General features: G+C 58.2%; 16 protein-coding genes and 2 rRNA genes. 4 read left to right on the top strand and 14 right to left on the bottom strand.

Going from position 1 to position 24,580, the window contains the following annotated elements:
- Positions 1 to 92 precede the first annotated feature (92 nt).
- The gene (gene pdeH, locus AB6V08_RS17730) at positions 93 to 866 is read right to left on the bottom strand and encodes a cyclic-guanylate-specific phosphodiesterase (protein ID WP_368544125.1); all 774 of its coding nucleotides are present in this window, start codon (positions 864 to 866) and stop codon (positions 93 to 95) included.
- A 230-nt stretch (positions 867 to 1,096) separates the two neighbouring features.
- Between pdeH and AB6V08_RS17725 the strand changes: the two genes are divergently transcribed.
- Positions 1,097 to 2,026: a sugar kinase gene (locus AB6V08_RS17725; protein ID WP_368544124.1), complete on the top strand. Its 930-nt coding sequence runs from the start codon at positions 1,097 to 1,099 to the stop codon at positions 2,024 to 2,026.
- Positions 2,027 to 2,547: 521 nt separating this feature from the next.
- Here the strand turns inward: AB6V08_RS17725 and AB6V08_RS17720 are convergent.
- The 9 genes from AB6V08_RS17720 to bcsR all read right to left on the bottom strand — a co-directional run bounded on the left by AB6V08_RS17720 (position 2,548) and on the right by bcsR (position 18,390).
- Positions 2,548 to 4,041, bottom strand: a complete 1,494-nt coding sequence (locus AB6V08_RS17720) for a M16 family metallopeptidase (protein WP_368544123.1) — start codon at positions 4,039 to 4,041, stop codon at positions 2,548 to 2,550.
- Between the two features lie 225 nt (positions 4,042 to 4,266).
- Positions 4,267 to 5,553: a C4-dicarboxylate transporter DctC gene (dctA, locus tag AB6V08_RS17715; RefSeq protein WP_368544122.1), complete on the bottom strand. Its 1,287-nt coding sequence runs from the start codon at positions 5,551 to 5,553 to the stop codon at positions 4,267 to 4,269.
- 159 nt (positions 5,554 to 5,712) lie between these two features.
- A complete protein-coding gene (gene hmsP / locus AB6V08_RS17710) occupies positions 5,713 to 7,719 on the bottom strand; it encodes a biofilm formation regulator HmsP (protein WP_368544121.1) in 2,007 nt (668 codons plus the stop codon).
- 119 nt (positions 7,720 to 7,838) lie between these two features.
- Complete coding sequence (gene bcsC, locus AB6V08_RS17705; RefSeq protein WP_368544120.1) at positions 7,839 to 11,336, bottom strand: cellulose synthase complex outer membrane protein BcsC; 3,498 nt, start codon at positions 11,334 to 11,336, stop codon at positions 7,839 to 7,841.
- Positions 11,318 to 12,424 (bottom strand): cellulose synthase complex periplasmic endoglucanase BcsZ, encoded by a 1,107-nt coding sequence (gene bcsZ, locus AB6V08_RS17700; RefSeq protein ID WP_368544196.1) that lies wholly within the window; start codon positions 12,422 to 12,424, stop codon positions 11,318 to 11,320. Before bcsZ ends, bcsC begins: the two co-directional genes overlap by 19 nt.
- Before the next feature lie 6 nt (positions 12,425 to 12,430).
- Entirely contained in the window at positions 12,431 to 14,815 is a 2,385-nt protein-coding gene (gene bcsB, locus AB6V08_RS17695) for a cellulose biosynthesis cyclic di-GMP-binding regulatory protein BcsB (RefSeq protein ID WP_368544119.1), read from the bottom strand.
- A 10-nt stretch (positions 14,816 to 14,825) separates the two neighbouring features.
- Entirely contained in the window at positions 14,826 to 17,441 is a 2,616-nt protein-coding gene (bcsA, locus tag AB6V08_RS17690; protein WP_368544118.1) for a UDP-forming cellulose synthase catalytic subunit, read from the bottom strand.
- Positions 17,438 to 18,190 (bottom strand): cellulose biosynthesis protein BcsQ, encoded by a 753-nt coding sequence (gene bcsQ / locus AB6V08_RS17685; protein WP_368544195.1) that lies wholly within the window; start codon positions 18,188 to 18,190, stop codon positions 17,438 to 17,440. Before bcsQ ends, bcsA begins: the two co-directional genes overlap by 4 nt.
- Positions 18,191 to 18,201: 11 nt before the next feature.
- On the bottom strand, positions 18,202 to 18,390 hold the full coding sequence (gene bcsR / locus AB6V08_RS17680) for a cellulose biosynthesis protein BcsR (protein WP_014072225.1): 189 nt from the start codon (positions 18,388 to 18,390) through the stop codon (positions 18,202 to 18,204).
- A 174-nt stretch (positions 18,391 to 18,564) separates the two neighbouring features.
- On the opposite strand from bcsR, the gene bcsE reads away from it, so the two are divergent.
- From bcsE to bcsG, 3 genes are read left to right on the top strand one after another with little or no spacing between them, the layout of a single operon-like run.
- On the top strand, positions 18,565 to 20,127 hold the full coding sequence (gene bcsE / locus AB6V08_RS17675) for a cellulose biosynthesis c-di-GMP-binding protein BcsE (protein ID WP_368544117.1): 1,563 nt from the start codon (positions 18,565 to 18,567) through the stop codon (positions 20,125 to 20,127).
- A complete protein-coding gene (gene bcsF / locus AB6V08_RS17670; protein ID WP_368544116.1) occupies positions 20,124 to 20,318 on the top strand; it encodes a cellulose biosynthesis protein BcsF in 195 nt (64 codons plus the stop codon). The genes bcsE and bcsF overlap by 4 nt, the downstream gene beginning before the upstream one ends.
- Entirely contained in the window at positions 20,311 to 21,993 is a 1,683-nt protein-coding gene (gene bcsG / locus AB6V08_RS17665; RefSeq protein WP_368544115.1) for a cellulose biosynthesis protein BcsG, read from the top strand. Before bcsF ends, bcsG begins: the two co-directional genes overlap by 8 nt.
- Positions 21,994 to 22,107: 114 nt before the next feature.
- On the opposite strand, the gene birA is transcribed toward bcsG, so the two are convergent.
- From birA to AB6V08_RS17645, 4 genes are all read right to left on the bottom strand, one after another.
- Positions 22,108 to 23,070 carry a bifunctional biotin--[acetyl-CoA-carboxylase] ligase/biotin operon repressor BirA gene (birA, locus tag AB6V08_RS17660; RefSeq protein ID WP_368544114.1) on the bottom strand — a complete coding sequence of 321 codons (963 nt, stop codon included), beginning with the start codon at positions 23,068 to 23,070 and terminating at the stop codon, positions 22,108 to 22,110.
- Entirely contained in the window at positions 23,067 to 24,095 is a 1,029-nt protein-coding gene (gene murB, locus AB6V08_RS17655; protein ID WP_368544113.1) for a UDP-N-acetylmuramate dehydrogenase, read from the bottom strand. Before murB ends, birA begins: the two co-directional genes overlap by 4 nt.
- Positions 24,096 to 24,290: 195 nt before the next feature.
- Positions 24,291 to 24,406 (bottom strand): 5S ribosomal RNA (gene rrf / locus AB6V08_RS17650).
- Between the two features lie 64 nt (positions 24,407 to 24,470).
- Positions 24,471 to 24,580 (bottom strand): 23S ribosomal RNA (locus tag AB6V08_RS17645); the annotation flags it as partial.

Below are 24,580 nucleotides of genomic sequence, written 5' to 3'. Positions count from 1 at the left end.
CATGAATATAGTTCATGGCTCGGGCAAGCGGGGGCGGCTGTGTCCGGTAATAGTGCGTATGGGCTACGCACCATTATGGGAAACAGCTTTTATTACAATGAGATAATAACGTTTTCCAGGGTATCCATCGGCACCGGACGAGAGAGGAAATAGCCTTGCGCCGCCGCTGCCGGGGAGTTTTGCACGTCGCGCCACTCTTCCAGCGTTTCAACGCCTTCGACAATGACGCCCTGGCAATAGCGGTTCATCAGCTGCAGCAGCAGGGTGAACAGGTTTCGCCCTTCCGGGGTCTGGCGCAGCATAATAAACAGGTCGCGCGCCACTTTGATGTAGTCATAGCGCACTTCGCTCAGGGCGGAGAAGTTCGCCATGCCCGTGCCGAAGTCGTCCAGCCACAGCGGGCCAAACTCGCACATCGAGGCGAAAGACGAATCCTGCGGCAGGCGGACATGCTCCACCAGCTCGAAGCGCATCCAGGGCAGCGTGGCGATCAGCGCCTGCAGCGGCGCGTTCTGGCGCAGCGCCATCAGGGTCGGGCCGTCCACGTTCACCGAGGCCAGAATGTTGTGCTGCGCGAAGAAATCCTGCTTTGTCGACAGCATCGTCAGCTGCTCTTCCAGCACGTCGATGCGCTGGCGAACGGAGACTTCCGCAAAATAGCGATCCGGCGCGATCCGCTGGGAAGGATTCGACGGGTGCGTAACCACCGTTAAGATCTCAATCGCCATCAGCCGGCCGTCGGTGCGGTAGATCGGTTGATAGGTATAAGCGCGCTCACATTGCAGCCAGTAGCGATGCTCCTGCAAGCTCTCAATACTTGCCTCAGGCGTGGTGCTTAGCCGCTGGATAACCTGCTCTGACTTCATTTCAGATGTCCTGTTGTATGGGAAAGCCTTTCTGGACTCGTCAATGGGTTATCGGCTCGACAATTGAGAACTTTATGTCCAGTTCGCGGGGAAAATGAAATTAAGATGACAGAAATTGCCAGGAACACGCTCTGGCTCAAATAAAATAATGGAACGTCGTTTTAATATAGTTGACCACATAATCCACACAGCGCACACTACCGCTAATTTATCTGTTCAGGTTCACGACTATGTCTAAAAAAATTGCCGTGATTGGCGAATGCATGATTGAGCTGTCACAAAAAGGCGCGGAAGTCAGCCGCGGCTTTGGTGGCGACACGTTGAACACTTCGGTTTACATTGCCCGTCAGGTTTCTCCCGACGCGCTCGCCGTGAACTACGTTACCGCACTGGGTACGGACAGTTTTAGCCAGCAAATGCTGGAATCCTGGCAAAGTGAACATGTAGAAACGTCCCTGATCCAGCGAATGGAAAACCGCCTGCCGGGCCTGTACTACATCGAAACCGACAGCACCGGCGAACGCACCTTCTACTACTGGCGCAACGAAGCCGCCGCGAAATTCTGGCTGGAAAGCGACGCCGCTGCCGCCATCTGCGAAGAGCTGGCGACCTTTGATTATCTCTATCTGAGCGGCATTAGCCTGGCGATCCTCAGCCCGTCCAGCCGCGAGAAGCTGCTGTCCCTGCTGCGCGAATGCCGCGCCAACGGCGGCAAAGTGATTTTCGATAACAACTATCGTCCGCGCCTGTGGGCCAGCCGTGAAGAGACGCAGCAGGTTTACCAGCAGATGCTGCAATGCACCGATATCGCTTTCTTAACCCTCGACGACGAAGACGCCCTGTGGGGTGAAAAACCGGTTGATGAGGTGATTGCCCGCACTCAGGCCGCAGGCGTGAGCGAAGTAGTGATTAAGCGCGGCGCGGACTCTTGCCTGGTGGCCATCGCAGGCGAAGCGCTGGTTGAAGTTCCGGCGGTGAAATTAGCTAAAGAGAAGGTGATTGATACCACGGCGGCGGGTGATTCGTTTAGCGCGGGTTATCTGGCGGTTCGCCTGACCGGCGGTACGCCGGAAGCGGCGGCACAGCGTGGGCACCTTACGGCAAGTACGGTGATTCAGTATCGCGGGGCGATTATTCCGCGTGAGGCAATGCCGGTTTAAGCACTTCCCTCTCCCCTCTGGGGAGAGGGATGCTCAGTAATTTAATCTTTTGAAGCGACAGCGTTTTGTCAGAGAAATAAAGAAATTACAGCGACATCCTGTCCGGCTGAAAATCGCCGAAGCGTTTACGGAAGGCCGGGGCGACGCGCATGGATGCGCGGCGAGGGCGGGTTTACAGGGACGTTTCATCCGCCCGCCCCCGATAAGCCTGGAGCAAACGCTGAGGACAAAATTGCCGGGAGCAATTTTGGACAGCGCTTGCGCTGGCCCCGAAGGGGTGAGTCCCATGGATGGGACGAACAATCCGCGAAGCGACGATTTTCTTGCCGGGAGCCCGGGTGGTCAGGGCGGCGGCGATTGAGCCGCCCTGACACGTTCACAAGTATTGTGGTCACAGAGAAGCAGAGAACGTGAAGTGAACGGAACAACCTCTGAAGCCGTATGTTCCCCTCACCCCAGCCCTCTCCCCTAAGAGGAGAGGGGGTCATCCATTAGCCCATACGCGAGGGTGATATGTGGGGCTACTGCCCCTGCGGAATATCCGTCGCATCCGTATGTAAATCATCTGCCGCGACAGGCTGAGCAGCCTGCGATGCCGGTGCCATAATCCCGCTCCAGGTTGCCTGAAGCTCTTTCATGTCATATTCCGGCTCGCCCTTCGGCTGTAGCAGCACCAGCGCCATATCCTGCGACAGCTGCTGGCGCAGATCCTGATTCAGCATCTCCACCGTCAGGCCGTTCAGGAAGTCCTGACGCAGCTTCTGGTACTGCTCCGGCGCGATATCCACCACCTGGTTTTGCAGCGAACGAATGCGCTGGCTAATCAGGATATCGGTATCGGCACGGGCGTAGGTCGCGAACAGCTTTTGCAGCTCGAGTTTTTTCTGCCCTACCAGCGCGTTGAACTCCTCTTCACCGAGGCCCTCTTTACGCACCTTAGCCAGCTCTTTTGCCACCAGACCCAGGTTCGCATTCAGCTTATCGCCCGGGGATTCAACGTTGATGGCGCACTGCGCGCGCTGGAACAGCACCCGGCAGTCAAAGCCGAGGCCAATATCCTTGGTGTTGTTTTTGCTCAGGGACTGCTGCACGTGCCAGAACAGCGCTTCGCGGGCAAGATCGGCACGCCAGTAGCGCAGCAGCGCAGCGGACTCGCGGATAGGCTGCCACGGGGTGTCCCACATCATGGAGAGCCGATCCTGACGCACTGTATCGGTCATAATGCTGACCGGCTCGGCGCGCAGCGGAGAAAGCGTAGGTACAGGCGCAGGCGTTTCACGTTTGCCTTTCAGGTCGCCAAAGGCTTTGTTGATCTGCTCGACAATCGCCCGGCTGTCCACGTTGCCAACCACAATCAGGGTCATGGCGTCCGGGGTGTACCATTTCTGGTAGAAGGATTTCACCTGCTCGGCATCGACGGGCTGCTTCAGCGGCTCGGCGGGGTCGTGGCCTAGCAGCGTGGAGCCTTTCAGGCGATAACGCCACCAGCCTTCTTTGGTATCAACAGGCCAGGTCGCCACCATGTCGCTGTTGCTCAGCGCATAGTTCACCGTTTCCGGAGTGATGGAGAGTTTGCCCGTGGCGTCTGACAGATAGGTCAGCGCTTCTTTAAGGAGATCGTTACGGTTGTTCGGCAGGCTCAGGTTAAACATGGTGTAGTCGTAAGAGACTACCGCTGGCGGCAGCGGGCGTTTCGGATCAATGGCCTGCTGCCAGAGAGAACGCACCTGCACGGCTTGCAAACTGCCGCTCTGGGTGAGCGCCAGTCGAGGAATAAAATGGCTTAAACCGGTCTGCTGGGTGCTTTCAGCGAGGGAGCCTGTATTCACAGACAGACGGATTTCGATACGGTCGCTTGGACGCTGCGGGGTGGCTAAAACCTGCCACTGAAAACCATTTGCCAGAGTCCCTTGTTGCCATGCCGGGTCTGGCTGGAGCGCATCTGCCTGCACATAACTGGCTGCTGCCATCATCAGCAAACCGCCGGTTAAGAGTCGAATTTTTGTGCCCTGCATGTGAACCCCTGATCAACATTCCTGGTTAAACGAGTGTCTCCCGACGCGGAGCACTCCAAAAGATGACGATGAAAACACTCCGATTAGACCGCGTGTTCTGCAAAACGTCACGGACGGAAATGAAATATACCCAAAAAAAATCTTGTCGAATTATGACAGGTACGAACAGTTATTATGCGCAGGAGCCCGCACTCCGACAAGGGAATGCGGGCATTTGTGACAATATTAAGAGGAAAGTCCGTGGGTCTTAGTATCTGAATTGCGGTTATTTAAGGTGTCGTCGAGCTTTTTATGATCCAGCTCTTTCACCCATTTCGCGACCACAACGGTCGCCACGCCGTTGCCCACCAGGTTGGTTAAGGCGCGCGCTTCAGACATAAAGCGATCGATACCGAGGATCAGCGCCAGCCCGGCAACCGGCAGGTGACCTACCGCCGAAATGGTGGCCGCCAGCACGATAAATCCGCTGCCCGTTACGCCTGCCGCCCCTTTCGAGGAAAGCAACAACACCACCAGCAGGGTGATCTGATGGAAGATATCCATATGGCTGTTGGTCGCCTGGGCGATAAACACCGCCGCCATCGTCAGGTATATCGAGGTGCCGTCGAGGTTAAACGAGTAGCCCGTCGGGATCACCAGCCCCACCACCGACTTGCGGCAGCCCAGTTTTTCCATTTTATCGAGCATACGCGGCAGCGCGGATTCAGAAGACGACGTCCCCAGAACGATCAGCAGCTCTTCGCGGATATAGCGAATAAACTTGAAGATGCTGAAACCCGCCGCGCGCGCAATCGACCCCAGCACCACCACCACGAACAGAATACAGGTGATATAGAAGCAGATAATCAGCTGCCCAAGCTGCACCAGCGTACCCACGCCGTACTTGCCGATGGTAAAGGCCATTGCGCCGAACGCGCCAATCGGGGCCAGACGCATGATCATATTGATGATGCCGAAGATGACCTGCGAGAAGCTCTCAATCACGTTGAAGATAAGCTGGCCTTTGCTGCCCAGACGGTGCAGGGCAAAGCCAAACAGCACGGCAAACAGCAGCACCTGCAGGATGTTGCCGCTGGCGAACGCGCCAATCACGCTGCCGGGGATGACGTCCAGCAGGAAGGCGACCACGCCCTGGTCTTTTGCCTGCTCGGCATAGACCGCCACCGCCTTCGCATCAAGCGTAGCCGGGTCAACGTTCATGCCCGCACCGGGCTGCACGACGTTCACAATGATCAGGCCGATGATCAGCGCAATAGTACTGACCACTTCGAAATAGAGCAGCGCGACTGCCCCGGTGCGTCCGACCGCCTTCATGCTTTCCATGCCCGCGATACCGGTGACAACGGTACAGAAGATGATTGGCGCGATAATCATTTTGATGAGCTTAACGAAGGCATCGCCAAGCGGTTTCATTTGCGCGCCTATTTCCGGGTAGTAGTGACCAAGCAAAATACCGATTGCGATGGCTGTCAGGACCTGGAAGTAAAGGCTTTTGAAGAGTGAGGTTTTCATAGGGTGTCCTTGAAGTGAAAAACCACAGGCTTTATAAGGTTATGGTTAACCTGCGGCTTTAAAATAACACCCACATAACAGGACAGAAATAAACCCGGCTCAAATTTGAAACACAAATGTTAAGAACTTTGAGCTGGCTCGCACAAGCCAGCAACAAAGTTACACTTTTGCGGTATGGCTTTCGCCCGTCAGATAGCGTTGCTCAAAGACGTCGGACGGCACGGCGCGGGCAAACAGGAAGCCCTGGCCTTTTTCCACGCCCGCCGCCGCCAGCCAGTCGCGCTGGGCTTCGGTTTCGATACCTTCGGCAATGACCTGAAGATTCAGGCTGCGCGCCATCTGGATAATCGCCTCGACCATGCTGCTGTCATCCGGCAGCCCGTCCACGAAGGTTTTGTCGATTTTCAGCACGTCCACCGGGAGCGTTTTCATGTGCTGGAGCTGGCGCAGCCCGGCGTAGCCCATGCCAAAATCGTCCAGCGCGATGCGAATACCCGCGTTGCGCAGGGGCTTGAGGATTGCGACCGCTTCGTTAGGGTCGTCAATACGGCGGCTCTCGGTGACTTCCAGAATCAGCGTATCCGGCTTGATGCGGTAGCGGTTGATCAGCTCCAGCATCTCCGAAACCATGTTCGGATGCATAAGCTGCAGGGCGGATAAATTCACCGACAGCGGCAGCGTCACGCCGCGCTCCTGCCACGCCGCAAGCTGGCGGCAGGACTCTTCCAGCACCCAGTAACCGACGGTCACCATCAGGCCACAGGATTCAATACGTTCAATTAACCCTTCGGGCAGCTCCCAGGAGCCGTCCGGCTGCTGCATGCGCAGCAGCGCTTCGGCGCTATTCACCTCGCCCGTCAGCAGGTTGACCTGCGGCTGAAGCCAGATGGCGAACTGGCGGTTGTCCAGCGCGGTAAGAATATCGCTCTCTTCGGTCAGGCGCCGCTGCGCCTTTTCCATCTGCTCCGGGTCGAAGAACTGGATCTGGTTTTTCCCCTTCCGACGCGCCGTAAAGGCGGCGGAGAACGCGCGGCGGTAGAGCTGCTCGGCGGTGAGGTCGCCGTAGAACATGGCGATACCGATGCTGGCGCTTGGACGCAGCTGGATGCCCTGAATCGGCAACCGCTCGTTAATGACAGTGAGTACTTGCTGACCTAACGTAATAGCGTGCCACGGCTCTTTCACGCCGTGGGCGATAACCACCAGGTCGTAGCCGCTGACCTGGGTCAGCACCATGCGCGGCGCGAGGACGGATTTGACCTTTTCCACCAGCGTGAGCAGCAGCACTTCGCGCTGGCTCTCTTTCAGCACGCCCGCCGTGTCCTGTAAGGTTTCACAGGCAATCACCATCAGCGCGGTCGTCTGCTGGCGGGCGACGGTTTGCTCCAGCATCGCCATCAGGAAGGCTTTGTTGGGCAGATCGGACACCGGGAAGCGGGTAGCGTTGCTGTTGAGCTCGTCCTGCTGGCGCGAGATACGCTGCTGGTTGAAGTTATAGCTGCGCACCAGCATCCCAATTTCGTCGTCCTGGTGCAGCCGCGGCACCTCAAGCTGGTGCCCGACCTGCTCCTGCGGGGAGAGGTTGTTCAGCTCGCGGGCGATGCGGCGCAGCGGATGGACAATCAGCCGATTGATCGACCAGGTGAGCGCCACGCTCAGGATCAGCGTCAAAAGTAAGTAAGTAGTTACTAACGTCACAACCCAGCTCATCACAAACTTATACATGCGATATGAGTCGGCCTGCAGCACCAGATAGGCGAGCGGCTGCGGGTTTGCCGGGCGTTCAAGGGAGTAAATCGGCAGCGAAATCTGCACCGGGAGTTCAAACATGCGCATGATCATCACCGGAACCGGGCGTTCGGGGATAAAGCTCATGCGCAGGGCCTGGAACTGGTTAGGCAGCACCACGTCCGCACGGCTGACAATCCCGGCGGGCTGGATGCGTTTTAATATGGTTTCCGCCTCGGGAATATCCCCTTTCAGGATAGAGGCCGAGAGCGGCTCGCGTACCGCACGGGCAATACTTTCGAGTTGCGAGGCCGTGTTATAGCGATTCTGCTGTACGGAATGAAACAGCAAAATGACGCAGAACAGGAATACAAACAGCATGGTGACGGCGGACACCACCGTCATCTGTTTGATAGTTAAAGAACGGCTGACACGCAAAATGACTCTCCACAAAACTTAAAGCGCAGTGCGCACCAGGGTGTAAACCTGGTGCGCCTGAGTATACCCGATTGCTGCAATTTTTAGAGAGACTTACAAACCGAATAAGGTAAATCTGATTACCAGTCGGCGTACGGTATGAGCGGCTGCGGCGGCAGATCCATGTCGCCCTGCCAGCCTGCGGCAGAATAGCGCACATAAATCAGCGCGTGGCTCGGGGTATAATCCTTCGCCTGCTGAATATCGACGCCCAGACCCACGAACCAGTTGGAGGTCACGCGGCGCTCGACGATGGCTCTGGCGGTATAACCGGTCCCCGATGAGCTGCTGCCGGTTTCCGGCTCGCCTTTATCGGTGTACATGTCGTTACCCTCAGCATCTTTCTGGTTCTCCGGGATAAGCCCCTGCAGCGGATAGCGCATCCCGTCTTTGGTTTTCGAGTGCGACCACGAAACCGACCCGCCCAGCTCCCACGACCAGTTTTCGGTGCGTTTACGCCAGGTCACCGGCAGCGCGAAGGAGACATACTCCTGTGGGCTGTAGTAACCGCCCTGACCGAGGGTATAGCCGCTCAGGTCTTTGTCGTAATGCCACACCATATTGCTGACGCCCACCGTCAGGCGCTCGTTGTTTTCGTTAATGAGCTTGTAGTAATAGCCGGTCATCCAGCGGACGCGCCAGTTGTCCTCGACGTTTTTCCCGGTCAGGGTGTCGGCGTTCAGGCTCGACCAGATGCCGTTCGCCTCGCCCTTATCGTAGCTCAGGCTCACCCCGCCGCCGGTGGCGCGCACGCCGCCCCAGGTGGTGTCGGTGTTGGAATCACGCTGTCCGGCAAAGGCCAGCAGCGAGCTGGAGATCGGACGGCGATGGGCGTTTACGGTATAGCCAATCGGGCCAAGATCGTTGCTGTAGCTCAGGCCGCCCACCACGTCGACCACGTCGAAGCCCATCGGCGTGGTGCCGATGTCCATCTCCCAGGTTTTATTCTGCCAGCCCACCGCCACGCTTGCGCCGTTGGCGGTCTGGTTGGTGTTGCCGTGACAAGGCGTTGCCGCACAGGTGCCCCACTTCGGATCGTACTTCGCGTCCGTGGTGGCAAAGTTTCCGGCGTCCATATTCACGAGATCGCTGCGGAAGAACATCCGTCCGTCGGAGAGCGGCGCATCCACCTGCAGCATGGTGGTATGGGCTTTCAGGTCGGAATACCCGCCCGTACCGCTCGAGCCCCAGTAGTCGTGCTGCAGGGTGACGTTCAGATCCTGCTGACGATACAGATCGCCCGCGTCGCTGCGCACGCCGCGCTTGAGCCAGTCGTCGCTTTCATCGTTACGCGTCAGGCGGGTAAAGCTGTCGTTGTCCGTCGGGCGCGTTTTGGTAATGCCGGAAGACACCATCGCATCTTTGTAGGTGTCGAGCGCCTGCTGAGGCTGGCCGCTCTGCGCCTGGAAGCGCGCGGCGTCGCGCAGCACCAGCGCATTTTCCATTGACGGCGGCTGGGATTTGGCCTGCGGAATAAGCTTGCTGAACGTCTGGTTTGCGGCAGCCGTGTCCCCAAGCCCCGCCTGCGCCATCGCAACCCGGCGCTGCAGGTTGAGCGACTGCGGCTGTCCGGCCTGCTCAGGCGGCAGTTTCGCCAGGGTGGCACGCGCCGCGTCTTTGTTGCCCTCAGAAATATAGACTTCGGTCAGGCCGAGCAGCGCATCGTCGTTTTGCGGCTCGCGCTGCAGCACGGCATTGTAGGCCGCCGCCGCACCGGCGCGATCGCCACGCTGCTGCGCCCAGTCTGCCAGCGTTAAGTCGATACGCGTTGAGGCGGGCTGCTGGCGCAGCAGGTTTTCCGCCTCCTGCTCCTTGCCGCTGTCCCGCAGACGGTTTGCCGTTTCCAGCACCTGGTTGCTTTGCAGACGATCGGCCAGCTCCTGAATATTGCCGTTCCACTTATCGCGCGGCAGGGTGTTCAGGTGCGCCAGCGCGGCGCGATCCTGATCGTTGCCCGAAAGATAAAGCCCGCTGGCGTAAACCTGATCCGGATCGGCAGGCTTCTGGATCGCCAGCTGGCGCATTAAGGTGTCGGCCTGGCTTCGCTGCCCGGCGCTGTAGAGATCCCGCGAGAGGCGATAGGTGATCCACACGTCCCCCGGCGAAAGCGCCAGACGGCGACGCTGAATTTCAGCGGCCTGGGCATATTTGCCCTCGTTTTCCAGCTGCTCCGCCTGCTGCGAAAGCTGTTCGTTGGTCAGGCTGCGCTCAATATCGTCAATGCTGCGGCGCTGGCTGGCGGAGAGCGACTGGATAAACTGCGACGCTTTCTCCGGCGACTGGTCGCGATAGATATTCGCCAGCCCGCGCACGGCGTTGCTGTTGCCGCTGTCCATCCGTAAAGCCTGGCGATAGTAGCGCTCTGCGGCGTCGTTATCTTTACGCGCCGCCGCCGCATCCCCCAGCCCCAGCACCGCGTAGCTGTCGGTGCTATCGGTATTGCGCGCCTGCTGGTAGTAGCGTTCCGCCTGCGCCGTGTTATTGGCTTTCAGGGCGGCATCACCCTGCTGGATCAGCAGCCAGTAGCGGTTCACCTTCAGCAGGCTGTCCCATTTGCCGCGGTTGTCGCTCTGGGGATCGAGGGCGATCGCTTTTTCGAACTGGGCCACCGCGCGGGCGCGATCGCCTTTTTGTGAATAGGCCTGGCCGAGTGCCCCCACCGCCTCACTGTCGGCATGGTTTGCGCTGACCGCTTTTTGCAGCTCGGTGACGGCTTTACTGCCCTGCCCGGCATCGACCGCCGCTAAGCCTTCGGCTTTCGCGCGGAACGTCGGGTCGGCGAGCTGCTTTTGCTGGGCGTCGAGCTGCGAGCGGGCGGCGGTGACGCTATCGCCGTCGCTGAACACGCTCAGGTATTTTTGCAGCGCGGTGACGCTGGCGCTGCTGACAGGCTGGTCTTTGATCTGCTGATACCACATATCAGACGCCTGGTTACGGCCATTATTGGATTTCGCCATCTGCTGCAAAACCGCAAACCCTTCGTCCTGGCGTCCGTTCTGGAACAGAAGCTGCGCCAGGGAGGCCTGCAGCTGCACGTTGCCGGGGCTGCTGGCGTTAATCTTTTTCAGCTGGCTAATGGCGCTATTGCGCCGCGCCGGATCTTTCGCCACCGCGTTCCAGTACTCGGTGGCCAGATCGCCGCTCGGCGGGTTCCCGGCAAAGAGTTTGTCGTAGGCGGCAATCGCCTCCTGCGTATGCCCGGTGGTGGCTAACAGGCGCGCCTGCTGGAGTGCCTGGCGGCCGTCCGGGGTGGAAAGCAGCATGGTGTTGCGGGATGACTGATAAATGCTCGAGCCTGGGGCGATGCCCTTCAGTCTCTCCAGCTCTTTTTGCGCGCCGCCGGTATCACCCTGACGCAGCAGATAGCGAAAACGCGCGGCAATCACGTCCGGGTTGTTCGGATCGATAAGCTCCAGGCGGTAGAGCGACTGGCGAACCAAATCTTCACGCTGGGTCGATTCGCCCAGGCGAACCTGCTCCAGCAGCTGCTGTTGCTGAGGGGAATTGGCAGCCTGCGCCAGCGGCATCAGGGCCAGACCAAGCGATAAACTGAGTAGATTTAGTGTGAACTTACGCATTCCTGGCCCCAATCCGGTATTAATTCACCTTTTTCGGTGAAGCGAAAACGGTGCTGATCCCAGCCTTGTCCAAAGAGGGTCAACACGTAGCTGTAATAGGCGTTGTTATCGGGAAAATTGTCGGTAACGCGCTGGCGCTGAACGGCCTGGGCGTCACGCTTCTGGAGAAAGGGCAGCATGGCCGCCGAAAAACCGACCGGGCCATTCCCGGTGCGTTTCCCGGTCGCCACATCGACTTTCTCGGGCGGCAGCCCCTCTTTTGCCGTCGTCGCCGCCATGGGCTTAAAGCGCGCCAGCAGCCGGGCTTTCTGCGGATCGTTATCGTTCATCATCCCGACCCAGAGATAGACGCGAATGGCATCGTAGCTGCCCGTCAGGGCCGTATCCTGCTTAAGCAGCCAGCCTTTGTTTTTCTGGTACTGCACCCAGTTCGGGGAAAAGCCCTTCGGCGCGGTTTCCAGCAGCAGGCGCAGGTTGGTTTCGCGCAGGGTGCTCCAGGGGGCGCCGAAGCGGGTGAAATAGCTCGCCAGCTGCGGCGGCAGATAGCTGGGGTTAAAGCGCCAGGTGTTCTCTTCCGCGAAGCCGACTTTACCCGGCAGCAGCATGGAGCCCAGCCCCGGGACTTTCACCACCTCTTCGCTGGCAATGCGGCTTAACAGCGCTTTGCCCGTGCGGGTGTAGTCCGGGTTTTGCCACAGACGCCCCGCTTCGAGCAGCGACCAGGCTATCCAGATATCGGCATCCGACGCCGAGTTCTCATCGATAACCGCCCAGGTCTCTTTGTCCTTTTGACCCCACAGCCACGCGGGCAGACGCGCGCTCAAATCGCCCTCGGCGAGGTTGTCGCGCGTCCAGCCGAGCAGCTGATCGAACGCCTTGCGGTCGTTCGCGGCCAGCGCGAAGAACAGGCCGTAGCTCTGTCCTTCGGAGGTCGTAATTTTGCGCGTGTCGCTCGGGTCAATGACCCGCCCGCCTTCGCTGATATAGTCCTGTTTAAACTGCTCCCAGGCAGGCCAGGTACAGGCGGCACGAAGGTTCGTTGCCGCCAGCATCAGCGCTGCTAAAACACACCAGCGAAAGGCTTTCATCACCGCTTACTCATGATCCGGATTAAGACGACGACGGCTGATGATGCGCAGCAGACGCCACAGTACCCATGCCAGCAGCACAACGCTCACCGCCGCCAGGATAGCGAGCAGAACCGGATGGTTCGACAGCGCATACCACAGGCGTTCGAACCACGGCAGATGGCCGACGTAGTAAACGTCGCCCACGCGCAGGCTGTTCACGCCGGACTCGCGGATCACCGCCACGGAGCCAAACATCGCCGCGCGTTTACCGCTGTCGTTCATCGCGTTGTTCAGCAGCTCATAGCCGCGCGGGCTGTCTGCCAGCAGCGCGATGACGCTGCGCTGATCGTTATACGGCGACTGGAAGCCCACCACCGCCGCCATCGGGCCACTGGAGGTTACCGTGGTCTGGACGCTGGCCTGACGATCGTTGATATCCGGCATGATGCTTGGGAACTCGGTCTGACGCATCGGGGTGTTAACCCACGACTGCGCGGCCTGCACCAGCAAATCCACGCGCTTGTCGTCTTTCAGCTTGTCCGGGATGTTGCCGATCACCATGATGTCGGCGTCTTTGTTCTGGATCTGGCTGCCGTCATCGGTCAGCGTGACGTTGATGGCCGGCAGGCCCGTCTGCGCGCCAACGGACGCCAGGGTATCCAGCAGCGTTGTCACCTGCGCTTCGGTCGGGGATTTCGGCATCACCACGATTGACTGCGAAAGATCCGCCATGCGGCTGAACGGGAAGCTGGCGTTCGCAAAGGCGCGCAGATCCGGCATCGCCAGGAAGTGATAGTACTTCGAGAAGTCGATGGTGGATTCGTCGCCGATCACCACGTGGTTCTGCACCGGCTGGAAGGTGATGCAGTTATCCACCGAGCCGCCAGGCATCGGGTTCATGTACTGGAAGTCGAAGCGCAGCTGGTTGACCGCGCCCAGCTTCAGCGCCGGGATAGAGACATCGGTTTTGCCGTCGAGCAGGCCCTGTAGCACCGGCAGACGCAGCATCAGCTGGTTCGTCTCCTGGTTGCTGGTCAGGCTAAAGGATTGCAGGAACTGGTTGTTCAGGCTGATATCCATGCGCGAGCTGTCTTTGGTCGCAGGCGCGGTGTAACGGTACTTGAGGTTGATATCAATACCGTTGGTGCGCATCAGATACAGATCTGGCGGCAGATTCAGGGAAAGGCTGATCGGAGAAGGCTCCAGCCCCGTCGACTGAAGCTGCTCCTCATAGGTTTTCAGCTCGCCGAAGGTGACCGCGCGGTCGGTACGTACCCAGTTCGGCGCATCGTAAGGTTTACGCGCCAGCAGCGGCTTAACGTTGTCGACAATCACGCTGTTGCCACGGAACAGCACGTTACCCTGCGCGATGCCTTTCGCGGCCTGCAGCAGGTCTTTGTCGTCACGACCAAACACCACCAGCAGCTTCACGTAAGGGTTGTCCGGGTGGCTCATGATCTCCACGGTCGGGGCTTTCACCGCCGGGTGGTCGCGCAGGAACGACGGGCGTTTATCGTTGGTCGCAAAGACGATGGCGTTGCGATCCGGCAGCGTGTCGTACATGACCGGGAAGCTCTGACCACGCCAGGCGGCGCGCGAGCCAAACCACGAGGCCACAATGGTCGCCGCCAGCTGTTGGGTGATATCCGGGGAAGACGCAAACACCATTGGCAGCGTCAATTTGCGGTTATCGCGCGGGTCGAAGAACGGCACCGGGAAGGCCGAGAGATCGTTTTTCAGCGCCAGCGACTGGTAGGTCATTTGCAGCGAGGTATTGCGCCCAACGTCCATCCACAGGGTGCTGCTGGCCGGGTTTTCACAGACATCGCGATAGTGGCCCACGAACTCCAGGCGCACGCGGTTAAAGTCGGTGATAAACAGCGGGTTGATAGGCACCTGCGCCAGCGTCTTTTTGCCGAGCTGCTCTTTGGTGACCGGCAGGACGTCCATCAGCTCGTCATTGAGATACACCTTCAGCTGGGACTGCACCGGCAGCAGGGATGGCGACGGCGTGTATTCGAGGTTCAGCACCGCCTTCGACACCACTTCGTCGCTGCGCATTCCGAACTCAACGCCACCGTTAGGGTTGATGCCGCGCAGCACCATGCTGCCCGGCGGCGGCGCAATCTGCGCAAAGGTCAGCTTCACGTCCCTGGACGGGGCGTTGTCGGTCACCACCGGGGCGTTGGCACCCGGAACGCCCGGCAGAACGCTCCCAATCACCTGCGTGTCGGCGCCCGCCGGCTGCTCAGGCACAACGTTTTCGGGCGCGGTGACGGCCGGATCGGTCTCTTGCGCCACCGGCGCAGCCGTGGTTGCAGGCGCTTCAGGAGCCGCATTCGCCATCATTGAGGGAAGCGCACTCATCCCCATTGCCACTGCACATAACCAGGAAAGTTTAGTTTTCATCGCGTTATCATCATTGTTGAGCCATAACCGGGTCCGATTGCTTCGCCTCGTCCCGCTCTGGTCGGCGTGGAATAAACGACACGACCCAGGAAACCAGCGAGGTAAGTGACCGGAAAATTAATTTCACAGACGACGGGGCAAATTCTGCAAGGTGACGATAGCCACGGAACCCCAGCTTAAGAATATCCAGCAGGCTTTCCAGAGGTTTATCTTCCGGGAAGCTGTCCTGCCAGAGAGCCCACGTATCCGCGCGGGCAAACGTACACTGCACAAAATCGATATGCTGCTTTTTGGAAAGCGGCATGAGCTGTAAACCCACTTCGTTGCCCAGCACGCGCACAACCTGCGTCGGGAAGACGTACTCCTGCTGGCCGCGTTTAAGCAGCAGGTTAACCTTCTGACCTTCCAGCACCTTCGCCTGGCCGTTGATCTTGATACCCAGACCGCCGTCAGAGAAGTCGTGCACGGTGCAGGAGAAGAGATGTCCGTCCTCGCGGGCAATCGCCGCGGGCATACTGATCTCAACGCGATGCGCGCGACGCACCTGCTTGCTCTCGACCGAAACCGCGACCGCACCGCCGAGGATAATCAGGTTGTAGAACACCCACGCCATACTCACAAACACGGTCAGAATTTCGTTTTCCGGGCCGTAGTAGTAGCGCCAGATCCCGGCGATGACCCCCACGATATTGAGCAGCACCAGGAAGATATACGGACGGGAAATCACCCAGTCGACGTACTCCTCCTCCACCAGCCCACCCTTCGCGGTGACGTTAAATTTGCCCTTATGCGGGTTAATCAGCGCCACCATCGTTGGCGGGGCGATATACCAGGCCAGCACCGTTTCGTAGATTTCACTCCAGAACGAGTGGCGGTATTTCCCCTGAATCTTCGAGTTCGTCAGGCTGGCGTGGATCATGTGCGGCAGAACGAACAGCGCAATCATCAGCGCCGGGGCGTAGATGATGTAGGCGTGAAGCAGCAGGAACGCCAGCGGCGCGGTCAGGAAGATGAGCCGCGGAATACCGGACAGGAAGTGGAACATGGCGTTAACGTAGCACAGCCGCTGCGCCAGCTTGAGCCCTTTGCCCGCCAGCGGGTTATCCAGACGGAAGATCTGCACCATGCCGCGCGCCCAGCGAATACGCTGGCCGATGTGCGCCGACAGGGACTCGGTCGCCAGACCCGCCGCCTGCGGAATACGCATGTAGGCCGAGGTGTAGCCGCGACGGTGCAAGCGCAGCGAGGTATGGGCATCTTCGGTCACCGTTTCCACGGCGATGCCGCCAATCTCATCCAGCGGGCCGCGGCGGATAACCGCACAGGAGCCGCAGAAGAAGGTGGCGTCCCACATGTCGTTCCCGTCCTGCACCAGGCCGTAGAACAGCGTGCCTTCGTTAGGGGTTTTGCGGAAACGGCCAAGGTTACGTTCAAACGGGTCCGGCGAGAAGAAGTGGTGCGGCGTCTGCATCATCGCCAGCTCTTTCTCCTTCAGGAACCAGCCCATCGTCATTTGCAGGAACGAGCGCGTCGGCACGTGGTCGCAGTCAAAGATGGAGACAAACTCCCCTTTGGCATACTTCAGCGCGTTGTTGATGTTCCCCGCTTTCGCATGTTCGTGGGTGGTACGGGCGATGTACTCCACGCCGACCTGGTCGGCAAACTGGCGGAACTCTTCGCGACCGCCGTCGTCGAGGATCCAGATTTTGAGCTTGTCTTTCGGCCAGTCGATACCCAGCGCGGCGTAGATGGTGTTTTTCACCACGCTCAGGTCTTCGTTATACGTCGGTACAAACAGATCCACGGACGGCCACTGGTTGGTGTCTTTTGGCAGCGGAACCGGCTGGCGGTTGAGCGGCCAGATCACCTGGAAGTAGCCCAGCACCAGCACAATCCACGCGTAGGTTTCGGCGAACAGCAGGATCAGGCCGCACACCAGGCTCACCGGGTCGTCCCAGTTCAGGGTCGAGGTGTAGCGCCACCAGATGTAGCGGCAGGATACGGTGAGCGACAGCACAATCAGCATCAGCGCCGAGAAGCGCCCCGGAATTCGGCGCACCAGCAGGGCAACGCCCCACAGCAGGATCAGGAAGGTGAACTGCGCCAGCGGGTTAAAGGGCTGAGTGATACACACCAGCGCCAGAATCAGGGAGAACACCACGATGACGCCGAGGATAAAACGGCGCAAACCCGGATGCAGGTGTCCGAGTTCTTTGTGGTTATCGAGATGGCTGGTTTTGTCGCCAACCCGGTCGGGCAGCCTGTCCAGCCACTGATGGTAGCGTTCACGCAGGTTCTGCGCCCGGTCGAAGCTGCGCCAGCGCGGCGTCTTTCTCTCCTGCTGCCCGGACGTAGCCACCAGCCAGATGGCCTGAAGCGCATAGCGGGCGGGATCTAAAGGCCGCGGGCGGTCAGGGTTGATGTGCGGGTAGAGTTCGTGCTGTCGGGCGCGAATGCCCTGCCAGCGGGGGTGTTCGAGGGGAATAAACATCCAGGCCAGGATCGTCCAGAAGCAGCCCAGCGCCGCGCCTGGCACCGATGCGCCGTGCCGACGGTAGTTCCGGTAGCGCTCGCTTAAGCGCGCGCTCACCGGAGGGATAAGTAACCAGGTGGACAAACGGCTCATACAGGACTCCCGGCTGACTCCGCCCCTTTGGCAAAGTGCAGCAGACACCAGTTTGCCAGCGTGAGGATCTCTTCCGCCGCCAGGGAATCGCTGCGGTATTCACCGAGCGGCTGCTTGGAGGCCAGACACTCCGCCATGCCTTCATCGCGATGGATAACCATCGGCAGCAGACGGCGCTGGCTTTGCAGCCAGACCTGATAGAGATCGTCCTGAATCTGGCTGCCGATACGTAAATCGTTAATCAGAATATGCGCCCGTGCGGGCAACGCCTGCTGGTGCAGACGGATGTGGCAGTTCGCGTCCACGTTCACAATGGACAGGATATGATCGCATTGTGAAATGAGCTGGCGAGTAAGCGGGTCAAGAGTGTGCGGCAGGTCGAGCAAAATCCACTGGTAGTGGCCCTCTTCCTGCAGACGTTTCAGCGCAGCGGTGAACGGCTCCAGCGACTGCTGATTCTTATAGTAGTTTTCGTGTTCGTCGGGAGTCAGTTGACCAAAAGGCAGGAGATCGAGCTGGGAGGTATAGCGCAGACCGGCATCCTGCCACTCTTTGCCGTCGAGCATCGCGCGCGCCCAGCCTTCCTGGCGGGTGAAATCAACGTTGAATGACATGCGCAACAAATTGTCGGGACAGGCATCAATGACCAGCACCGATTCACCTAATAGCTGCAATGACCACGCCAGCGCCGCGGTAACGGATGTCGTACCGACTCCACCACGGACGCCCTGTAATCCAAGTATGGCCATCAATGGCTTCCTTATTGTTGTTGAGCAAATTCAGCCAATAATGGCCAGCGTTTAATAGCCGCCGCCAACTGTTCCCGCTGGGAAATATCGGTGTAATCTATTTCAGGCAATGAAAATGCCTGAGTTAATGCCAGGAAATCGTTTTGGAATGTGTATCCCAGACTCGAGTCGACGGGGGTTCCGGGTTCATTATTATGCATTTTTATCTCATCCATTTGACTAAAATCATACGACCAGATGTAGCGAGGCATCCTGCCTTGAGAATTTTCGTTTACATGCTAAATCTGATGTTCTTTAATTTCAATGTTAGGTTTATTTCTACGCTTTCGCTAGTAAACTGAGATACAGATAAATTAGATGAAAAGAGGGACACCGTGGACTCCATATTTTCAATTGGCATCCAGTCATTATGGGACGAATTGCGCCACATGCCAGTCGGGGGAGTCTGGTGGATTAACACGGATCGCGACAAAGACGCCGTTACCCTGGTAAATCAGACGATTGCCGCGCAGACAAAGGATGCTCGCGTTGCTGTCGTGACCATGGGCCAGGAACCGAAAAAAATCATCAGACTTGCCGAGGAAGGTGGTCCACAGTCCGTGCGATTATTTTCCATGACGACCGAAGCAGATGGTCTATACTTTTTGCCCCGCGATATTCAGTGCACTATTGATCCTGATAACTATTTAGTGATTCTTAAATGCTCAAATAACGCCCTGCAAAATATATCAAATGAGAAACTCCTGCATTGGCTGCAAAAAATCAATAAATGGGCAAAAAATCAAAATTGTACCGTTCTGGTTATTAACCCTTGTACTAATAATGATAAGTTGTTCTCCCTTTTAATGACTGAATATCGTTCTCTTTTCGGTCTGGCAAGTATCCACGATCAAACTGACAGCTATCTCTACGATATTGCCTTTTGGTTTAATGAAAAAGGGGTGAGCGCGCGACAGCAGCTGACCCTTAAACATATCGACGGGGAATGGCATCTCGCGCAGCAAGAAGAAGCCGTGGTGCAGCCGCGTAACGATGAAAAGCGCATTCTCAGCCATATTGCGGTACTGGAAGGTGCCCCCGCCCTCTCTGAAAACTGGTCGCTGTTTGATACCAACGAAGCCGTCTTTAATGAAGCGCGAACAACTCAGGCCGCAACGATTGTGTTTTCGCTGATGCAAAATAACCAAATCGAAGCCCTCGCCAGACAGATTCACACCCTGCGCCGCCAGCGCGGCAGCGCGCTGAAAATCGTGGTGCGCGAAAACAACACCAGCCTGCGCGCAACGGACGAACGTCTGCTGCTGGGCTGCGGTGCCAACATGGTGGTGCCGTGGAACGCCCCGCTGTCCCGCTGCCTGACGCTCATCGAAAGCATTCAGGGCCAGCAGTTCAGCCGCCACGTCCCGGAGGATATCTCCACGCTGCTCTCCATGACCCAGCCAATGAAGCTGCGCGGCTATCAGAAGTGGGACACCTTCTGCGACGCCGTGGGCAACATGATGAGCAACACCCTGCTGCCGGCAGACGGCAAAGGGGTGATGGTGGCGCTGCGCCCGGTGCCGGGTATCCGCGTCGAGCAGGCGCTGACCCTGTGCCGTCCGAACCGCACCGGGGATATCATGACCATCGGCGATAACCGCCTGGTACTGTTTTTATCGTTCTGTCGGGTCAACGATCTCGACACCGCCCTGAACCATATTTTCCCGCTGCCAACAGGGGATATTTTCTCTAACCGTATGATTTGGTTTGAGGACAATCTGATTAGCGCTGAACTGGTGCAAATGAGAACTCTGGCGCCGGAACAGTGGGTCAAACCGCTGCCGATAACCGCCGACGTTAAACCGATTCTCAATGCTAAGCATGACGGACACGTCTGGCGTCGCGTTCCCGAACCACTTCGCCTGCTGCGTGAGACTGAGGAGCGCGCGCCATCATGAATATCAGCGACATCATTCAACTGGTCGTACTCTGTGCGCTTATTTTCTTCCCGCTCGGCTACTATGCGCGCCATTCGCTGCGCCGCATTCGCGATACCGCCAGAATACTGTTTATTAAACCTCGCTACGTTAAACCAGCCGGAACACTGACTCGCGCTTCACACGCCAAGGCAAACCGAAAACATGACTAATTCTACCTATACCTCTTCGGCGCCGTCGCCGCTGTGGCAGTACTGGCGCGGCCTTTCCGGCTGGAACTTCTATTTTCTGGTGAAGTTTGGCCTGCTGTGGGCGGGCTACCTGAACTTCCATCCGCTGCTGAACCTGGTGTTTATGGCCTTCCTGCTGATGCCAATCCCGAACCTCAGGCTGCACCGCCTGCGCCACTGGATTGCCATCCCGATTGGTTTTGGCCTGTTCTGGCACGACACCTGGCTGCCCGGCCCGGAAAGCATCATGAGCCAGGGCTCGCAGGTGGCGGGCTTTAGCTCTGACTACATTCTCGATCTGACCGAGCGCTTCATTAACTGGCAGATGATCGGCGCGGTGTTTGTGCTGCTGATCGCCTGGCTGTTCCTGTCGCAGTGGATCCGCGTGACGGTATTCGTGGTGGCGATTCTGGTCTGGCTTAACGTGCTGACGCTGGCAGGCCCGAGCTTCTCGCTGTGGCCAGCGGGGCAACCAACGACGACGGTTACCACCACCGGCGGCTCGGCGGCAACCACCGTGACCACCGCGGGAGATAACCCGGTCGTAGGCGATATTCCAACCCAGACCGCGCCGCCGACGTCCACCAACCTGAACGCCTGGCTTTCCAGCTTCTATACCGCAGAAGACAAGCGTCAGACCAAATTCCCGGACGCGCTGCCTGCGGATGCACAGCCGTTCGAGCTGCTGGTGATCAACATCTGTTCGCTCTCCTGGGCCGACGTGGACGCAGCCGGGCTAATGTCCCATCCGCTGTGGTCGCACTTCGATATCCAGTTTAAAGATTTCAACTCGGCAACCTCCTACAGCGGCCCGGCGGCTATCCGCCTGCTGCGCGCAAGCTGCGGCCAGCCGTCGCATAAAAACCTGTATCAGCCAGCGGGCAACCAGTGCTATCTGTTTGATAACCTGTCCAAACTCGGCTTTACCCAGCACCTGATGATGGGCCACAACGGCCAGTTCGGTAACTTCCTTAAAGAAGTGCGTCAGGAGGGGGGAATGCAGGCGCCGCTGATGGATCAGACCGGCCTGCCGGTGTCGTTGCTGGGCTTTGACGGTTCGCCGGTTTATGACGACACCGCCGTGCTCCAGCGCTGGCTGCAAACGGTCAGTAAAGAGGGCGAAAACAGCCGCAGCGCGACGTTCTACAACACCCTGCCGCTGCACGACGGTAACCACTTCCCGGGCGTCAGCAAAACGGCGGATTACAAGGTTCGCGCGCAGAAGCTGTTCGACGAGCTGGACGCGTTCTTCACCGAACTGGAAAAATCGGGCCGTAAAGTGATGGTGGTGGTTGTGCCTGAACACGGCGGCGCGCTGAAGGGCGACAGAATGCAGGTGTCTGGCCTGCGCGATATCCCAAGCCCGTCAATTACCAACGTGCCTGCGGGGATTAAGTTCTTCGGCATGAAGGCACCGCACCAGGGCGCACCTATTGAAATCACCCAGCCAAGCAGCTATCTGGCGATTTCCGAACTGGTTGCCCGCGCGGTCGACGGCAAGCTGTTTGTGGAAGATAGCGTGAACTGGAACCAGCTCACCAGCGGTCTGCCGCAGACGGCAGAGGTATCGGAGAACGCCAACGCGGTGGTGATCCAGTACCAGAATAAACCGTACGTGCGCCTGAACGGCGGGGATTGGGTGCCATACCCGCAGTAAGCGCGATTCCCTCTCCCTTTGGGGAGAGGGATTAATCTATCGTCGTCGCGCACCTGCGGCGGCCTGGCGCTTCGCTGGGTAGGTAGAAAAAAGGGAGCCGATGGCTCCCTGATTTTATTCCGCGCTGCGTAGCGATATTTCACCGCCCACCCACGGCTTGATAACGCCGTCCTGCTCCAGCAGTAAAGCGCCCTGCGCGTCGATCCCGCGAGAAATACCGAAGATCTCCTTCTCGCCAATCAGCAGTTTAACCGGACGGTTGATAAAGTTATCCAGCTTTTCCCAGCGGGAGAGGAACGGCGCCAGCCCCTCCTGTTCAAACAGGGTCAGGGAGCTGCGTAGCTCTTTGATCATCCGAACGGCAAGGGTGTTACGATCGATGGTGATCCCCGCTTCCTGCAAATTGGTCCATGCCTGGTTAACCACGTCCGCCTGCACGTTACGCATCACCATGTTCACGCCCGCGCCAATCACGATCTGCGCCGCATCGCCGGTTTTACCGGTAAGTTCCACCAGAATGCCGGCAAGTTTGCGATCCTGGAGATACAGGTCGTTCGGCCATTTCACGCGGACTTTATCGGCCCCCAGGTCGTGCAGCACTTCTGCCATCACAATCCCAATAACCAGGCTTAGCCCGATGGCGGCAGCCGGGCCTTGCTCAAGACGCCAGTACATCGAGAGATACAGGTTAGCGCCAAAGGGAGAGAACCACTTGCGCCCGCGACGGCCGCGCCCGGCCTGCTGGTATTCAGCCACGCAGGCATCGCCCGACTTCAGCTCGCCGAGGCGATCCAGCAGGTACTGGTTAGTCGAATCGATCACCGGCAGAACGGCAACCTTCCCCTGCTCAATCTGGCTGCGGATCAGGTCTTCATTGAGTAGCTGAATCGGCTCCGGCAGGCTGTAACCCTTGCCCGGCACCGTAAAGACATCAACGCCCCAGTCGCGCAGGGTTTGAATGTGCTTATTGATAGCCGCGCGGCTCATGCCCAGCTGCTCGCCGAGCTGTTCACCGGAATGGAACTCGCCGTCGGCAAGAATGCCAATCAGGGTTAACGGGATAGTATTATCCTTCACGCAATAGCCTCCACGGCATTCACTTCTCCGGCGCGACCAATGAAGCGGACTTCCGGTTCGAGCCAGACGTTGAACTTCTCGCCCACGCGCTGGCGTACAAGGTGAGCCAGCTGCACGACATCGCTGCCGGTCGCATTGCCCTGGTTAATCAGCACCAGCGCCTGCTGGCGATGAACGGCTGCGCCGCCCAGAGAGGTGCCCTTTAGCTCGCATTGATCGATAAGCCAGCCTGCCGCCAGCTTCACGCTGCCATCGGCCTGCGGATAATGCGGCGCCGTCGGCCAGCCCGCGAGGAAGGCTTTTGCCGTTTCGCCGCAAATCACCGGGTTTTTGAAGAAACTACCCGCATTTCCGTTCACTTTCGGATCAGGAAGTTTGGTCATGCGCATGTGGCACACGGAGTCGAATACCTGTTTTGCCGTCACCGTTGCCGGGTCAAGACGGGTTAAATCACCGTAGGTAAGGACAGGTTTCCAGGCTTTCGCGAGGCGCAGACCGACGGCCACAATGACGTAGCGATCCTGATATTCATGTTTGAAAATGCTGTCACGATAGCCAAAACGGCACTGTTCGGCGCTCAGACGTTTAGCCTCGCCTGTCGCCAGCTCGATGCAGTCGACATATTCACAAACATGTTTAAGTTCAATGCCATAGGCGCCGATATTCTGAATAGGTGAGGACCCGGCACAGCCCGGTATCAGGGCAAGATTTTCCAGGCCGGGCATCCCTTTTTCGAGGGTGTACTGCACCAGCTGGTGCCAGTTTTCCCCGGCACCGACGTGCAGATGCCAGCTCTCGGCACTCTCTTTAACGTCAATTCCCATGATGCGGTTAACGATCGCGGTTCCCGCAAAATCCTCAAGAAACAGGACATTACTTCCTTCGCCCAGAATCAGTACAGGTTCACCGTTTTCTGTTGCGTTTTGCCATGCATCCAGCAGTTGTTGGGCATTTTCGGCACGTACAATTTCATTAGCATTCCGCTGAATACCAAAGGTATTCCAGGGCTTAAGGGAGTGGTTCATAGACGCTATCCTGATGCAAAAACCGGGATAGTTTACCGTATATACAGAGGGATGGGGATTAGTTTACGGCGGTTTGTGGTTACCGGGCTTATCGATGTCGCTGGGCCGATCGGGCTTAAACGCCCCACGGCATGTTTCCTCGCGCGCAAAGCAAAAAACCCCGCACCTTTCGGTACGGGGTTCTTCCTGATTGATGCCTGGCAGTTCCCTACTCTCACATGGGGAGACCCCACACTACCATCGGCGCTACGGCGTTTCACTTCTGAGTTCGGCATGGGGTCAGGTGGGACCACCGCGCTAAAGCCGCCAGGCAAATTCTGTTAATCTGTATCAGCTGAAAATCTTCTCTCATCGCCAAAACATCTTCGGCGTTGTAAGGTTAAGCCTCACGGTTCATTAGTATCGGTTAGCTCAACGCATCGCTGCGCTTACACACCCGACCTATCAACGTCGTAGTCTTCAACGTTCCTTCAGGACTCTCAAGG

It is taken from the genome of Enterobacter soli (assembly GCF_964208575.1).
Lineage (GTDB): Bacteria > Pseudomonadota > Gammaproteobacteria > Enterobacterales > Enterobacteriaceae > Enterobacter > Enterobacter soli_A.
This window is presented reverse-complemented; position numbering and strand designations above follow the sequence as displayed.